The organism is Mycobacterium neglectum (genome assembly GCF_002591975.1).
GTDB lineage: Bacteria > Actinomycetota > Actinomycetes > Mycobacteriales > Mycobacteriaceae > Mycobacterium > Mycobacterium neglectum.
On record NZ_NVQE01000027.1, the window covers coordinates 23,630 to 38,576 of the forward strand.

The following is a 14,947-nucleotide window of genomic DNA, read 5'->3' on the forward strand; positions in this document are numbered from 1 at the left end:
GGTCACTCGCGTTTCGTGTACGACAAGCGTGCGGTCGCCATGGCAGGCCACTCGATGACCCGAGTTCCCGATACCTTAATGTCCCAGCGACAGCACCAGTTTCGTCCGTGGAGCAGATCGCCGGTCGCGCGGCCGTCAAAAATGTCAATCCTGCGATTTCCTCCGTCTCCTGGCGGTACTGTCGGCCCTCTTCCCTGAGGTTTCGGGAACTGCGCTGACCAGCCCTCAGCGTCGGTTGAGAAGGAGCCGCAACAGTGCGCATTGTCGTGGATTTGAATCGTTGCCTCGGATATGCGCAGTGTGTGCCGCTGGCGCCGGAAGTGCTGCAACTGCAGGGCGAGGAAGCGCTGGCATACGACCCGAACCCGGACGACTCGCAACGCCAGCAGGTGGCGCGGGCCGTCGCGTCGTGCCCGGTGCAGGCGATCATCGCCGAGATGGATCCGCCCGCGGACCGGACGACGAAGTGAGCACCCATCCGCTGATCGACGAGATCGTCAGCACCTTCAAGGCGGAGGGGCGGATCGTGATCGTCGGCGCGTCGCTGGCCGGACTGCGTGCTGCGGAGGCGTTGCGGGACGAGGGGTTCACCGGCTCGCTGACCATCATCGGCGACGAAGTGCACGAGCCGTACGACCGCCCGCCGCTTTCCAAGCAGGTACTCAAGGGGTGGGTGCCTGCGGGTAACACGAAGCTGCCTCGATTGCGGGCAGTCGACGCCGACTGGCGGCTCGGCGTGGCGGCAACCGGATTGGACCGCGACAACCGAGAAGTGCTGTTGGCCAACGGCGATAAGGTGCCCTATGACCGGCTGCTGATTGCCACCGGAGTCCGGTCCCGCGGATGGTTCAACCCCGAAGAGGCGAAGCTGAGGGGTCTCTACACGCTGCGTACCAGCGACGACGCCGCAGCGATTCAGACCGCGTTCAAGGCCAAGCCCAAGCGGGTGCTGATCGTCGGCGCGGGCTTCATCGGCTCCGAAATGGCCTCGGTCTGTCGTGATCTCGGCCTGGATGTGACGGTTGCGGAACGCTCGAGCGCGCCACTGGTGGGCGCGCTCGGTGGGGTGATCGGCGACATCGCCGCCAAAATGCAGCGTGATGCCGGAGTCGATCTGCGCACCGGTGTGGCAGTCGAGGCGCTGGAAGGAGACGCCGACGGACACGTCCGGCGCGCCAAGCTCTCCGATGGCACCACGCTTGACGTCGATGTGGTGGTGGCGTCGCTGGGGTCCATTCGCAACGTGGAATGGCTCGAAGGGGCCGAACTCGCCAGCGGGTTCTGGGGGGTGGCCTGCGACGCCGGTTGTCGCGCATTCGACATCAACGGCGTGGTGACCGACAACATCTTCGTCGCAGGCGACATCGCGCGAGCCCCGCATGTGCTCTACGAGTACGAGTTCATGGCAATCGAGCACGTAGACGCCGCGGTGCTCGGTGCCCAGACCGCCGCCCACAACATGGTCAACCTCGAGAGGGCACGACGACCGCATCTGCCGTTGCCGCAATTCTGGTCAGGTCAGTTCGGCGTGAACATCAAGGGCTGCGGCGTGTGCTCCTTCGGTGACGAGATCGTCTTCACCCAGGGCTCCGTCGAGGATCTCCGATTCGCAGCCGCCTTCGGCAAGAACGGCCGCATCGTGGGCGCCATCACCTTCAACCACGGCAAGTGGCTCGAGTACTACGGCAGACTCATCGAGCAATCGGCGCCCTTCCCGCCACCACCGCCCGGCTATGACGAGCCGCCAGACGCGGAGCCGATGTCGGCCCGCTTTCCCGACCCACGGGAACCGACGGGAATTCCGGATGTTGTTCTCACCGGCCATGATCCGACGTCACGAGGCGCCGAGTTCCGCCCCAAGAGCCGCTAGCCCGCCCTCAGGAAGAGAGCTGCCATGACCACCGCAGAGACCGCCTGGACAGAGGCGATGAGGTACGAGAACCGCCACGACCCGTACCGATTCTTCGACGAGCTTCGAAAGACGCCGGTCGTACAGGTCGCCGACAAGGTCTACGTCGTCACCGGTTACCGCGAGCTGTTGCAACTCGCACACGACCCACACGTCAGCTCGGACATCAGTCGCAGCCCCATCTCGGCCAAACCGGCCGCCGACGCGCCAGACGTCGGCGCCGATCACATGGACGCCTACGGCCGCGAGCCGAGCCTGATTGTTTCCGACCCGGCCAAGCACGACAAGCAGCGCCGACAGGTGATGCGGCACTTCGCGCCGCCGCATTCCCCGGACGTCATCCCCAACATGGCGGCCGACATCCAGACGCTGTGCGATGAACTGCTCGATAAGGCAAAGGAGAAGGGCAGCAACACGTTCGATGTGGTCGACGAATACGCCTACCCGGTGCCGGTGGCCGTGATCTGCAAGATCCTTGGCGTGCCGGTGGCGGACGAGCCCACCTTTCACGGCTGGATCTTCGACTTCATGGCGGGCGCAGATATGGGCCCGGACGCCGACACCGAAGAAGGCCGGGCGCGCGCGCAGAAGGGTAAGGAAAGCACTGCCGCACTCACCGCCTACATGGCCGATCTCATCCATGGGTTCTTGACCGATCCGCAGGACAATGTGCTGTCCAAGTTGGTGAATGACACGAACGGGCCGGACGGGCCGATGACACCGAAAGAGGCTGCGGCCAACGCGATGCTGCTGCTCATCGCCGGGCACGACTCCACGGTCAACACCATCGCGCACTGTGTGTTGACGCTGCTGCGCAACCCGGAGTCGATTGACCTGCTCCACGAGAAGCCGGAGCTGATCCCCAAGGCGATCGAGGAGGTGCTTCGGCTGCAGTCGGCCGTCCAGTTCTTCCCCAGCCGCAGCGTCACCGCCGACATCGAGGTCGGCGGGACCGTCATCCCCGCGGGCTCGGCGGTGCATCTGCTGTACGGCGCGGCCAACCGCGATCCCAAACGCTTCCCCGACCCCGAGAAGTTCGACATCCAGCGTCCTGACAACCAACACGTGGGCTGGGGCCGCGGAGTACACAGTTGCGTCGGAGGTCCGCTGGCGCGCCTGGAGGTCAACATCGCGCTGGAGACGTTCTTACGGCGCGTGGAGAACCCCCGACTGGTCGTCGACCCGCCGCCGTACCGGGTGAACCAGGTGTTCCGCGGTCCGCTGCATCTCGAGGTCGAGTTCGACGAGATCAAGGATTGACGCCGAGAGCGAAGCGACGGGGAGAAAGGAGGCCGCGAAATCAAGGCGTTCCAGTTCGTCGAATGGCAACAGCCGGGCCAACTTCGTGACGTGCCGGTGCCGGAGCCGGGGCCCGGGGAGGTTTTGCTCAAGGTCGGCGGTGCCGGAGCGTGCCATTCGGACCTGCACCTGTTGGAGGTGCCCGCCGGGGCGCGGTCGTTCACGCTGCCCTTCACCCTTGGGCACGAGAACGCCGGCTGGGTCGAGACGATGGGTCCCGGGGCAACGGGTTTCGAACCAGGAGATCCGGTCATCGTGTACGGCCCATGGGGTTGCGGCCTCTGTATGAACTGTCGGCAGGGAATCGAGAACTACTGCCAGACACCGGGAAAGCCGAGCCCGGGAGGGCTTGGCGGCACCGACGGCGGTATGGCCGAGTACCTTCTTGTCCCGTCGACGCGCTATCTGATCCCGCTGGGGAGTCTCGACCCGCGCGAGGCGGCTCCACTCACCGATGCGGGTCTGACGAGCTATCACGCCGTGAAGCGCTCGGTACACCTGTTGGGCCCGGGCTCGACAGCGGTGGTTATCGGTGCCGGCGGCCTCGGTCAGATGGCGATCCAGGTGCTCAAGGCCTTGAGCTCCGCGACAACCGTTGTTGCGATCGATACTTCGGCAGACAAGCTGAAGATCGCCAACACGATGGGTGCCGACGAAGAACTCGTCTCAGGCGACGACGCGGTCAAACAGATCAAGGACATGACCCACGGTCAAGGGGCTGAGGTCGTGCTCGACTTCGTCGGCATCAACCCGACGCTCACGATGGCGGCACAGGTGTCGCGAATGCTCGGGCATCTCACCATTGTCGGGCTCGGCAACGCCGCCCTGCCGGTGAACTTCAACAGCCCTGCGAAGGAATGCTCTGTCGCATCGCCGTTCTGGGGGTCCATTCCCGAGCTGATCGACGTCATCGCGTTGGCGCAGGCCGGAAAGATCAAGATGCTGGTCGAACATTTCCCGCTCGACAGTGCAGCGGAGGCCTACCGCCTACTGCACGACGGCAAGATAGCCGGACGCGCCGTCATCACGCCGAACGATTGACTAGCCCACTTTGTAGGTTGCGATCGCCTTCGCGACCGCCTCGCCGTCCGGAGTGACGACGTCGACATCGCAATTCACCAACGTCTTACCGCGCCGCAGCACCCGGCCGACTGCGATCAGATCCGTTGCGCGGGCCGGCGCGAGAAACTGCACGGACATCGATGTGGTCACGCCCCGCAGGGACTCGGGTACCTCCGCGCCCGCCCATGCCGCGGCCATCACCGCGACGTCGGCCAGCGCCGCGACGGCGCCGCCGTGGACCATGTCGCCGAGTGTGACGTTGGATTCGTCCCACGGCAGGCGTAGCCGCACCTCGTCACCGTCGAGTACTTCGGCAACGATGCCGAGTTTGGCGACGAACGGCGAGGCGGGGATGAACTGGGCCATAACCTCGGCGCCGGTCTGGGGTGGGGTAGCGGTCTGTGTCATGTATCCAGTATCTGCACCGGATCAATTACCTCCGGGGTAGTCACCTGTTCCGCGACCGTGCGTGTTTGCGGCCGACACGCCGTCGAAAGCCCGGAGTTTGTGCACGTTCGCGCACATTCGAGCGTTGACAGAGCAGGCCAACCCTGGTTTCATATCGGGTTATGCAGATAAAGCTGGTCATTCCTACCAACTTTACGAGGAAATCGTGACCGATACCGCCGAGCAACTCAACGCGCCCCGATACGAGCTGAGCCACCTGCGCTCGCTGGAGGCCGAAGCCATTCACATCATCCGGGAGGTGGCCGCGGAGTTCGAGAAGCCGGTGCTGCTGTTCTCCGGCGGCAAGGACTCCATCGTCATGCTGCACCTCGCGATCAAGGCGTTCCGGCCAGGCCGGCTGCCGTTCCCGGTGATGCACGTCGACACCGGGCACAACTTCGATGAGGTACTGCAGGCCCGCGACGAGCTCGTCGCCGAGTCCGGCGTGCGCCTCGTGGTCGCCAAGGTGCAGGACGACATCGACGCGGGCCGCGTCGTAGAGACCATCCCATCGCGCAACCCGATGCAGACCTTCACACTGCTGCGGGCCATCCGGGAGAACAAGTTCGACGCCGCGTTCGGCGGTGCGCGCCGTGACGAGGAGAAGGCGCGTGCCAAGGAGCGGGTGTTCTCGTTCCGCGACGAGTTCGGTCAGTGGGATCCCAAGGCGCAACGGCCTGAGCTGTGGAACCTGTACAACGGTCGCCATCACAAGGGCGAGCACATCCGCGTGTTCCCGCTGTCGAACTGGACCGAGTTCGACATCTGGTCCTACATCGGTGCCGAGAAGATCAAGCTGCCGTCGATCTATTACGCCCATCAGCGCCAGGTCTTCGAACGTGACGGCATGCTCCTGGCCGTGCACAAGTACCTGCAGCCGCGCAAGGAAGAGGCGATCGTCGAGAAGACCGTGCGGTTCCGCACCGTCGGCGATGTCACCTGCACCGGCTGCGTGGAATCCCTTGCGGGAACGGTGTCTGAGGTCATCGCCGAGACCGCGGTCTCGCGCCTGACCGAACGCGGCGCCACCCGAGCCGATGACCGCATCTCCGAAGCGGGCATGGAAGACCGTAAGCGAGAGGGCTACTTCTGATGGCGACGTTACTGCGCATCGCGACCGCCGGCTCCGTCGACGACGGCAAGTCGACGCTCATCGGGCGACTGCTGTTCGACTCCAAAGCCGTCATGGAGGATCAGCTCGCCGCTGTCGAGCGCACCTCCAAGGAACGCGGACACGACTACACCGACCTGGCGTTGGTGACCGACGGCCTGCGCGCCGAACGTGAACAAGGCATCACGATCGACGTCGCCTACCGCTACTTCGCCACGTCCAAGCGGAAATTCATCATCGCCGACACGCCGGGCCACATCCAGTACACGCGCAACATGGTGACCGGCACGTCGACTGCCCAACTGGCGATTGTGTTGGTCGACGCCCGGCACGGCCTGCTCGAGCAGTCGCGCAGGCACGCCTTCCTGGCCTCGTTGCTCGGGATCCGGCACATCGTCCTCGCGGTCAACAAGATGGACCTCGTCGACTGGGATCAGGAGCGGTTCGAGAAGATCCGTGACGATTTTCACGAGTTCGCCGCGCGACTCGACATCCACGACGTGACGACCATTCCGTTGTCAGCGCTCAACGGCGACAACGTGGTAACCAAATCGGACGTCACGCCGTGGTACGACGGGCCCGCGCTGCTGTCGCATCTCGAGGATGTGTACATCGCGGGCGATCGCAACCTCGTCGACGTGCGGTTCCCGGTGCAGTACGTCATCAGGCCGCAGAGCCACGAGCACATCGATCACCGCAGCTATGCAGGTACCGTCGCCGGTGGTGTGATGCGCCCCGGTGACGAGGTCGTCGTCCTTCCGGCAGGGAAGACGAGCCGTATCACTGCAATTGAAGGGCCGGACGGGCCTGTCTCCGAAGCGTTCCCGCCAATGGCCGTGTCGATCAGCCTGGCCGACGACATCGACATCTCGCGCGGAGACCTGATCGCCCGGCCGAACAACCAGCCAAGGGTGGCGCAGGAATTCGACGCGACGGTGTGTTGGATGGCCGACGAGACGTCGCTGGAACCGGGCCGCGACTACGTCATCAAACACACGACCCGCACCACACGGGTCAAAGTGACTGCTCTCGATTACCGTCTCGACGTCAACACACTGCACCGCGACAAGACCGCGACGGCGCTCAAACTCAATGAGCTGGGGCGCATCTCGCTGCGCACACAGGTGCCGTTGCTGCTCGACGAGTACAGCCGCAACGCGGCCACCGGCTCGTTCATCCTCATCGACCCGAACACCAACGGCACCATCGCGGCGGGCATGATCCTGCCGCAGGTCGCGGCGCGCACCTCGAGCCCGAACACCGTGCGCCACGAATCGCTGTGCAAGGCTGAGGACCGGTTGTCGAAGGGCAGGACCGTGTGGTTCACCGGGCTGTCCGGGTCGGGCAAGTCCTCGGTGGCGATGCTCGTCGAGCAGAAGTTGATCGAAAAGGGCGTCCCTGCCTATGTTCTCGATGGCGACAACCTGCGCCACGGTCTCAACGCCGACCTCGGGTTCTCGATGGCGGATCGGGCGGAGAATCAGCGCCGACTGGCCCACATCGCGGCCATCCTCGCCGACTCCGGTCAGGTGGTGCTGGTGCCCGCCATCAGCCCTTTGGAGGAGCACCGAGCACTGGCGCGCAAGGTGACCACCGATGCGGGGCTCGACTTCTTCGAGATCTTCTGCGATACACCGCTCGAAGACTGCGAGAGACGCGACCCGAAGGGGTTGTACGCCAAGGCGCGCGCCGGCGAGATCACCCACTTCACCGGGATCGACAGCCCTTACCAACGGCCAAAGAGCCCCGATCTGCAGCTCACTCCGGACAGCACGCCGGATGAACTCGCCGACAGGGTGATCGAACTGCTGGAAAGCAAGCAGTGAGCGATCACAGCGATCATGACGTTGCCGCACGGCTGGCGACAGAGGCGGGCAAGCTTCTGCTCGAAGTCCGCGACGAACTTGCCAATGCCAGCCAGGATGAGCGGAAAGCGGCGGGGGACAAGCGGTCCCACGACTTCCTGATGGCCGCGCTGGCCGACGAGCGTCCTGGCGATGCGGTGCTGTCAGAAGAAGGTGCGGACGATCCGATTCGGCTGTCCGTCGACCGGGTGTGGATCATCGACCCGCTCGACGGCACCAGGGAATTCTCCGAGCCGGGCCGCGACGACTGGGCGGTGCATGTCGCGCTCTGGCAGTCGGGTGAACTGGTCGCAGGTGCCGTTGCGCTTCCGGCCCAAGGCATCACGCTCGCGACCCCTACGGTCAGCGCACCGCCGCCGGCTCCCGAGAAGCCGCGTGTGGTGGTTTCGCGTACCCGACCTCCCGCTGTCGCGCTGGCGGTGCGTGACGCGTTGGGCGGCGTACTGATCGAAATGGGCTCGGCGGGCGCCAAGGTCGCCTCCGTGGTGCAAGGGCGCTCCGACGTCTACGTCCATGCCGGAGGCCAATACGAATGGGATTCCGCCGCGCCGGTCGCGGTGGCCCGTGCAGCCGGGCTGCACACGTCGCGTATCGACGGCTCGCCCCTCACCTACAACAGGCGCGATCCACGATTGCCCGACGTCGTGGTGTGCCGACCGGAGCTCGCAGCAGCGGTGCTCACGGTCACACGTGATTGACTGGGCTCATGCGGATGTCGGCAAAAGCTGAATACGCCGTCCGAGCGATGATTCAGCTGGCCACCACCGATGACGGCGCGGTGGTCAAGACCGACGACCTGGCCAAGGCACAGGGCATCCCGGCGCAGTTTCTCGTCGACATCCTCTCCGACCTGCGCACTGACCGTCTCGTTCGCAGCCACCGCGGCCGCGACGGCGGATACGCGCTGGCGAGGCCGGCCGCCGACATCAGCATTGCCGACGTGCTCAGATGCATCGACGGCCCGCTGGCCAGCGTGCGCGACATCGGGCTCGGCGACCTTCCGTACTCCGGACCGACCGCGGCGCTGACCGACGTGTGGCGGGCGTTGCGGGCCAGCATGCGATCGGTGCTCGAGCAGACCAGTCTCGCCGAGGTCGCCGCAGGCGCCTTGCCAAGGCATGTCGGCAAGCTGGCCGACGACTACCGCAAGCAGGAAGAAGTGCGCGGCCACTCCCTGGGTTAGCGCCGGCGTCGCTTCGTGCCCCGCGCGGCGATCCCGTCGAGCAACATGCGCAGGCCCAGCGCGAAGTCCGCTTCCACCGACACCTCCTCGGCGACGTGCGAGAGCGCTTCCACGTGGGGATGCGCCGCGCCCGCGGTCGATCCGATGCGTGCGGCGGCGTCGCCGGCATCACGGCCACGCGTGAAGGGCCCGGCGAGTTCGGCCTGGGCCGCGCCGACAATGAGTGCAAAGACGGCGTGGAAGGCCGAGAGGTGGTCGGCGTCCGAGAGGCCGCCACGGCCAAGTGCGGCAATAAGCGCGTCGACCACCGCGAAACCGGTCGCCGATGAGGTTCGGCGCGTCAGCACCAGGGGAATGGCGGCGGGATGGGCTCTGATACCCAGCCACATCGCCTCGGCCACCGCGTAGACGTCGTCGATCCAGTTCGCGCTCGGCTCGGGCACTCGCACCTTGGCGACCACCGCGGCCACGACCAGTTCCTCCAGGCCCTCCTTGTCGGGCACGTAGTTGTACACCGTCATCGGTCCGGTGCCGAGCGCGGCGGCCAGAGCGCGCATGCTCAGCGCGCTCACGCCGGCATCGTCAACAATGCTCAATGCCGCGGTGGCGATCTCATCGGTGGTGAACCGTGCGCGCATTCTTTTCCGACTCCTTGACAAGTACGTCGTACGTGAAGCAGTCTAGCCATACGTACAACGTACTTATGAGGAGTGGGCCATGACAGTGACGATTCCGACCGAACGGGTGGACTTCGATTCGCACGGGACGCGCTGCGCGGCGTGGCTGACGCTGCCTGCCGGTGCCGGGCCGCACCCCGCCGTCATACTGGTGCACGGCCTGGGTGCGACGCACGACATGATGCTGGCTCAGTATGAACAGCACTTCGCCGCGGCCGGCATCGCCACCCTGGCATTCGACTACCGACACACCGGTGCATCTGATGGTCAACCGCGGCAACATATCTCGACACGAAACCAATGTCAGGACGTTACTGCGGCCATCGCGCACCTTGACGCACGCGCCGATATCGACGCCGCGCGAATCGGGCTGTGGGGGACCAGCCTCGGTGCAATGAACGTGCTCCGGGTCGCGGCCGAACGCGACGATATCGCCGTCGCGGTCGTGCAATGCCCGATCGTGCACGGGCCAGGCGCAGCCCGTCGACTCGGGCTGTTCGCAGCGCTCCGTCTCGCGCCGGCGATCACCGAAGACCTCCTGCGCGTCGCGACACGACGCGGTCGCCGCTACGTACCGATCGTGGGACCGCCGGGAGCGCTCGCGATGGTCACGGTCAAGGGTGCCGAGGAGGGCTGGAACTCGACCGTGCCGCCCGGCGGACGGTTCGACAACCGGATCGCCGCTGCGAACGCGATGACCGTGGTGACCACATCGGCGCTTCGTCACGCCCGCGACGTCACGGCGCCGCTGCTGGTCTGCGTGTGCGATCGCGAGAACCTGATGGACCCCGGTTACGCCGAACTGGCTGCTCGCAGGGCGCCTCGCGGCGTCGTCCGGCACTACGACTCGGATCATTTCGCGATTTACCATCCGCCGCTCGTCAGCCGGGTTCTTGCCGACCAGACCGCTTTCCTGCAGGAGCACCTCAATGTCGGCGCGTGAGATGCTGCGCTTCAACGACGAGCGCTTCCGTTCGTTGGCCGCCGGACTCGGCCCCGACGAATGGGCGCACCCCAGCCTGTGCCACGAGTGGTCCAACCACCAGGTGCTGGCACACCTCGTCGTCGGCTACCGCGCGGGCGCCGGTTTGACGATGCGCGAGATACTGCGCCGCGGTGGCTCATTCGACCGCGCCAACGCCGCGATGGCCTGCGCGCTCGCCGAAGCCCGCAGTCCGGTCGAACTGCTCGATGAGTTCGCGCAGCTGGTGTATCGACCCCGCGGGATCGGCCGCATCTTCCCACCGCAGCTGCTGCTTGGTGATCACATCACCCATGAGCTCGACATCCTGTTCGCGCTCGACCGTGCACCGCAGATTCCTGAGGAGGCCGCGGTAGCGGTGCTGAACACGCAAGTGGCACTACCTAATCCGTTCGTGCCCGCCTTCCGTAACAGCCGGGGACTAAGGCTGCGCGCAATCGACGTCGGGTGGGCACACGGTGAGCAGGGTCCCCTCGTCGAGGGCCGCGCCGCCGAACTGGTGTCCGTTCTGGGCAACCGGCCGCGCATGCTGCCCGCACTGCGCGGCGACGGCGTCGAACTGCTCGCGTCGCGGGTCAGCCCGCGCCGGATCCGTAGGGCCGGGTGATGATCTCCAGATAGTGACCGCCGGGATCCTGGAAGTACACGCCGCGGCCGCCGTCGTTGTGGTTGATCTCCCCGGGCCGGCTGCCCCTTGGATCGGCCCAGTGCTGCAGGCCCCGCTCGCGGATGCGCCCGTAGATGGCGTCGAACTCGTCCTCGGACACGAGGAATGCGTAGTGCTGCGCGTGGATCTCCTCGTCGTCACCCACCTGGGCGTAGTCGAAGCTGGCGCCGTGGGTGAGTTCGACTGCCAGGAACGGCCCAAACTCCCTGGGGGCGGGCAAGCCGAACAGCTCAGTGAAGAAGTGTGCCGATTCTGCTCGGCTCTTCGCGGCGACGATGGTGTGGATGAACGTGATTGCCATCAGATCCAGTGAACCACTGTCAGCGTCGGGACGGCAACGATGCACCATAGGGGAATGACGCACGTCGATGTCCTGACCGGCCCACGGGTCACTCTGCGCGCACCCACCCTCGATGATGCGGAACCGCTGTTCGGGATTGCGTCCGACCCTGCTGTACCGAAGTACATGTCGTGGCGGACCCATCGCAACGTCGGCGAGACCCGACGCGTGATCACCGAGGTGTTGAACGTCGGAGGGGAGACCACACGGCTGATCGACCTGGGTGAAGATGGAGGAGTGATAGGAGCCATCGGCTGGCGGCGTCCGCAACCCCACATCATCGACTTCGGCTATTACCTCGGCCGTCGGTGGTGGGGCCGGGGGTTCATGGCGGAGGCGGTGCGCCTGCTCCTCGACAGCGCCAAGAGCGATCCGGCCGTATACCGCGTCTCGGCGTACTGCTACGTCGACAACACGGCGTCGGCACGAGTGCTGGAACGCAGCGGCCTCACCCTGGAAGGCCGTCTGAAGCGCTACGCCCGGCTACCGAATATCAGCTCTGAGCCGCAGGACTGCCTGCTGTTCGCAAAGGCGGTGAAGTAATGAGTGCGTTCGACCTTCGCGACCTCACGGTCCCGATCATCGTCGCGCCGATGGCCGGTGGGCCGTCGACGCCGGAGCTGGCTGCCGCGGGAACCAATGCCGGCGGCCTCGGGTTCGTCCCTGCGGGGTACCTGACGGCTGAAGTGTTCGCCGAACGGCTTGCCAGGGCGCGCCAACTCGCGACCGGGCCCATCGGCGCCAATCTGTTTGCGCCACAGCCGAGTGCGGGCACGCCTGCCGCAATCCAGGCGTACGCCGCGGCACTGGCCCCTGAGGTGGAGCGCTACGGTGCTGCGCTCGGCTCGCCTCGCTTCGATGACGACGCATGGGCCGCGAAGCTGGACGTGTTGCTTGATCTGCGGCCCGAAGTGGCGTCGTTCACCTTCGGTGTGCCCAGCGCGGACGAATGCAGGAGCCTGCGCGATGCGGGCATTGTGACCGTTGGCACCGTGACGACGCAGGCGGAGGCGCAGATGGCCATCGCGGCGGGCGTCGATGTGCTGGCGGCACAGAGCCCTTCGGCAGGCGGGCATCGCGGGACGTTCGACCCGTCGGCGCAGCCGGCATCCGAACCGCTCGAGCAACTTTTGGCCGCCTTGAGTGCGTCAGTCGATGTTCCGGTGATCGCGGCGGGCGGACTGTCGACCGCGGAGGAGATCCGGCGCGTGATTGAGGGTGGCGCGGCCGCAGCCCAACTCGGCACCGCGTTCCTGCTGGCCGATGAAGCGGGCAGCAGCGGTGTTCACCGTGCCGCACTCAAGGATCCCCAGTTCACCGAAACCGTTGTCACCCGGTCGTTTTCCGGTCGCTACGCGCGTGGTCTGCGGAACCGGTTCGTCAACGAGCACGAGGCCGAGGCGCCGCTCGGCTACCCCGAGGTCCACTATCTGACCAGCCCGGTCCGTGCTGCGGCGGTGCGCGCAGGCGACCCACACGGCGTCAACGTCTGGGCGGGCACGGGATACCGCAACGCCAGGGTTGGTTCAGTCGCAGACATCATCGCGGTACTAACGTAGACGTCAATATCGCCGTGACATCGGCACCGGCAAGCTACTGTCCGAACCATGTCGCAGCTGAGTCGGCGCCAGTTCACGGTGAGCGCGGGCGTGCTCGCGGCTGCGACGCTGCTGCCCGGCTGCGGCAGCAGCGGCGACGAGCCTGAACAACGCCCCAGAGGCGACGCGCCCAAAGAACGCATCGTGGTGGTAGGTGCGGGTATGTCGGGCTTGGCAGCCGCGCGGCGTCTGGCCGATGCGGGGATGGAAGTCACCGTGCTGGAGGCCCGCGACCGGATCGGCGGCCGCACGTGGACGGATACCTCGCTGGGAGTGCCGATCGATCTCGGTGGGGCATGGATTCACGGCCCCGAGAACAATCCACTCACCGAACTCGCGGATTCCGCGGGCGCGCGACGAGTCGAAACCGACTTCGACAATCCTGTCGTATTCCAGGATGGTCGTGAACTCAGCGCCGAGGTCGTTCAGAACACGTTGATGCGCTGGCAGGAAGTCACCAAAGAGCTTGCACCGCTGAGCGAGGAGGCGGGGGAGGACGAGTCGGTCGCCAACGGTTTGGCCGAAGTCGCAGATATGAACGATCCGCTGATCCAGTGGGCTGTGGCGAGCGAGATCGTCGGCGAGTATGCGGCCGATCCAGATGAACTTTCGCTGCGGTGGTTGGGCAGCGAGGGCGAGTTCGGCGGAGGTGATCTGATTCTGCCTGGTGGATACGAGCAATTGACACAGCACCTGGCACGCGGGTTGACGATCAAGCTGGGCGCCGAGGTCAGCAAGGTCATTCACAGTGACTTGGGGGTGCGGCTGGAAACGATCCAGGGCGCCGTCGACGCGGACCGGGTCATCATCACGATTCCGCTGGGTGTGCTCAAGGCGGGCGCGATCGCCTTCGACCCACCGCTTCCCGATGAGAAGCAGGCGGCGATCGAACGGCTCGGCTTCGGTCTGCTCGACAAGGTGGTACTCAAGTTCGACCGGCCGTTCTGGCCGGACGCCCAGGTGATCGGTCTCGTTGGTCGCGACCAGCCGGTGTCGATGCTCATCAACGGTGAGACGTTCGCCGATGCGCCGCTGCTGATCGGCTTACGCGGCGGTCGCGAGGCGCGTGGACGCGAGGCTCTCACCGATCAGGACGCGGTGGGCCAAGTGGTGACGGCCCTGAACGCTCCCAACCCGACCGGATCACTGGTCACCCGGTGGGCTGAGGACCCGTTCGCGCGCGGTTCGTACAGCTTCATCGCCGTCGGTTCGAGCCCCGACGACATGGCGGCCCTGGGCGAACCAGTTGGCGAGCGGCTTCTGTTCGCGGGCGAAGCCACCAACCCGGAATTCTTCGCCACTGTGCACGGCGCGTATCTGAGCGGTGTCCGCGAAGCGGAGCGAATTCTCGGCTAGAGCGCGGCTATTTCGGGGCGCTGAGCTCGAGCGCGATGTTGTCCGGGTCGCGAAACTCCAGGATGTAGGCAGGGCCGATGTCCTTTATCGGCTCATGGGCGATGCCAAGGAAATCGAGATGACTTGCCGCGGAATTCAATTCGTCCTTGCTGCCGACCCGGAACGCGAGATGGTCCAGGCCGGCGCGGTCTTCGTCGAAACGTTCGGTGGCGACAGGGCGCAGTCCAACCAGTGCGCTGCCGAGGTCGTAGATCACGCCGCCGAATAGGAATCCCAGCATCTCGCGCGTCGCGTCATCGGCGCCCTCGGGCAGCTCGACAAGGATGGGCCAGCCGAACACGCTCTCGTAGAACTGTCGAGACCGATCGATGTCGGTGACAGTGAGCCGGATGTGCGCAATGGACGTGGTGTTGATCGCCATGAAAGTCGATCGTGCCAGAATCGCGAGCGT

The 14,947-nt window shown here is 65.7% G+C and carries 16 protein-coding genes and 1 pseudogene; 13 read left to right on the top strand and 4 right to left on the bottom strand.

Translation table 11 applies throughout. The features are described 5' to 3' along the window. Positions 1 to 254 precede the first annotated feature (254 nt). From CSQ99_RS20010 to CSQ99_RS20025, 4 genes are all read left to right on the top strand, one after another. A complete protein-coding gene (locus tag CSQ99_RS20010) occupies positions 255 to 470 on the top strand; it encodes a ferredoxin (protein ID WP_099040758.1) in 216 nt (71 codons plus the stop codon). Continuing rightward, the gene (locus CSQ99_RS20015) at positions 467 to 1,870 is read left to right on the top strand and encodes an NAD(P)/FAD-dependent oxidoreductase (protein ID WP_099040759.1); all 1,404 of its coding nucleotides are present in this window, start codon (positions 467 to 469) and stop codon (positions 1,868 to 1,870) included. Before CSQ99_RS20010 ends, CSQ99_RS20015 begins: the two co-directional genes overlap by 4 nt. Before the next feature lie 24 nt (positions 1,871 to 1,894). Then, positions 1,895 to 3,169, top strand: coding sequence for a cytochrome P450 (locus CSQ99_RS20020; protein ID WP_099040760.1), 1,275 nt, complete (start codon positions 1,895 to 1,897; stop codon positions 3,167 to 3,169). 90 nt (positions 3,170 to 3,259) lie between these two features. Beyond that, on the top strand, positions 3,260 to 4,249 hold the full coding sequence (locus tag CSQ99_RS20025; protein WP_245909003.1) for an NAD(P)-dependent alcohol dehydrogenase: 990 nt from the start codon (positions 3,260 to 3,262) through the stop codon (positions 4,247 to 4,249). On the opposite strand, the gene CSQ99_RS20030 is transcribed toward CSQ99_RS20025, so the two are convergent. After that, entirely contained in the window at positions 4,250 to 4,678 is a 429-nt protein-coding gene (locus CSQ99_RS20030) for a PaaI family thioesterase (protein ID WP_099040762.1), read from the bottom strand. A 205-nt stretch (positions 4,679 to 4,883) separates the two neighbouring features. Here CSQ99_RS20030 and cysD point away from each other — a divergent pair, with 205 nt between their 5' ends. Genes cysD through CSQ99_RS20050 form a run of 4 tightly spaced genes read left to right on the top strand, consistent with a single transcriptional unit; the run spans position 4,884 to position 8,876 of the window. Then, positions 4,884 to 5,810 carry a sulfate adenylyltransferase subunit CysD gene (cysD, locus tag CSQ99_RS20035; protein ID WP_099040763.1) on the top strand — a complete coding sequence of 309 codons (927 nt, stop codon included), beginning with the start codon at positions 4,884 to 4,886 and terminating at the stop codon, positions 5,808 to 5,810. Then, positions 5,810 to 7,654, top strand: coding sequence for a sulfate adenylyltransferase subunit CysN (cysN, locus tag CSQ99_RS20040; RefSeq protein WP_099040764.1), 1,845 nt, complete (start codon positions 5,810 to 5,812; stop codon positions 7,652 to 7,654). The genes cysD and cysN overlap by 1 nt, the downstream gene beginning before the upstream one ends. Beyond that, on the top strand, positions 7,651 to 8,391 hold the full coding sequence (locus CSQ99_RS20045) for a 3'(2'),5'-bisphosphate nucleotidase CysQ (RefSeq protein ID WP_099040765.1): 741 nt from the start codon (positions 7,651 to 7,653) through the stop codon (positions 8,389 to 8,391). Before cysN ends, CSQ99_RS20045 begins: the two co-directional genes overlap by 4 nt. Before the next feature lie 8 nt (positions 8,392 to 8,399). After that, positions 8,400 to 8,876, top strand: coding sequence for an Rrf2 family transcriptional regulator (locus CSQ99_RS20050; RefSeq protein WP_099040766.1), 477 nt, complete (start codon positions 8,400 to 8,402; stop codon positions 8,874 to 8,876). On the opposite strand, the gene CSQ99_RS20055 is transcribed toward CSQ99_RS20050, so the two are convergent. After that, positions 8,873 to 9,514 (bottom strand): TetR/AcrR family transcriptional regulator C-terminal domain-containing protein, encoded by a 642-nt coding sequence (locus tag CSQ99_RS20055; protein ID WP_099040767.1) that lies wholly within the window; start codon positions 9,512 to 9,514, stop codon positions 8,873 to 8,875. The two genes, CSQ99_RS20050 and CSQ99_RS20055, sit on opposite strands and share 4 nt — an antisense overlap. A gap of 67 nt (positions 9,515 to 9,581) precedes the next feature. Between CSQ99_RS20055 and CSQ99_RS20060 the strand changes: the two are divergent. Both CSQ99_RS20060 and CSQ99_RS20065 read left to right on the top strand, forming a co-directional pair. Beyond that, positions 9,582 to 10,496, top strand: a pseudogene (locus CSQ99_RS20060) (alpha/beta hydrolase); the annotation flags it as partial. After that, a complete protein-coding gene (locus tag CSQ99_RS20065; protein ID WP_099040769.1) occupies positions 10,483 to 11,142 on the top strand; it encodes a maleylpyruvate isomerase family mycothiol-dependent enzyme in 660 nt (219 codons plus the stop codon). The pseudogene CSQ99_RS20060 and the gene CSQ99_RS20065, both read left to right, overlap by 14 nt. On the opposite strand, the gene CSQ99_RS20070 is transcribed toward CSQ99_RS20065, so the two are convergent. Further along, positions 11,111 to 11,503: a VOC family protein gene (locus CSQ99_RS20070; RefSeq protein ID WP_099040812.1), complete on the bottom strand. Its 393-nt coding sequence runs from the start codon at positions 11,501 to 11,503 to the stop codon at positions 11,111 to 11,113. The genes CSQ99_RS20065 and CSQ99_RS20070 overlap by 32 nt on opposite strands. Before the next feature lie 54 nt (positions 11,504 to 11,557). Here CSQ99_RS20070 and CSQ99_RS20075 point away from each other — a divergent pair, with 54 nt between their 5' ends. Genes CSQ99_RS20075 through CSQ99_RS20085 form a run of 3 tightly spaced genes read left to right on the top strand, consistent with a single transcriptional unit; the run spans position 11,558 to position 14,496 of the window. After that, positions 11,558 to 12,085 (top strand): GNAT family N-acetyltransferase, encoded by a 528-nt coding sequence (locus tag CSQ99_RS20075; RefSeq protein WP_099040770.1) that lies wholly within the window; start codon positions 11,558 to 11,560, stop codon positions 12,083 to 12,085. After that, positions 12,085 to 13,101, top strand: a complete 1,017-nt coding sequence (locus tag CSQ99_RS20080; RefSeq protein ID WP_099040771.1) for a nitronate monooxygenase — start codon at positions 12,085 to 12,087, stop codon at positions 13,099 to 13,101. The genes CSQ99_RS20075 and CSQ99_RS20080 overlap by 1 nt, the downstream gene beginning before the upstream one ends. A gap of 48 nt (positions 13,102 to 13,149) precedes the next feature. Then, the gene (locus CSQ99_RS20085) at positions 13,150 to 14,496 is read left to right on the top strand and encodes a flavin monoamine oxidase family protein (RefSeq protein WP_099040772.1); all 1,347 of its coding nucleotides are present in this window, start codon (positions 13,150 to 13,152) and stop codon (positions 14,494 to 14,496) included. Positions 14,497 to 14,503: 7 nt separating this feature from the next. On the opposite strand, the gene CSQ99_RS20090 is transcribed toward CSQ99_RS20085, so the two are convergent. Continuing rightward, positions 14,504 to 14,917: a VOC family protein gene (locus CSQ99_RS20090; protein WP_099040773.1), complete on the bottom strand. Its 414-nt coding sequence runs from the start codon at positions 14,915 to 14,917 to the stop codon at positions 14,504 to 14,506. Between the last annotated feature and the right edge of the window lie 30 nt (positions 14,918 to 14,947).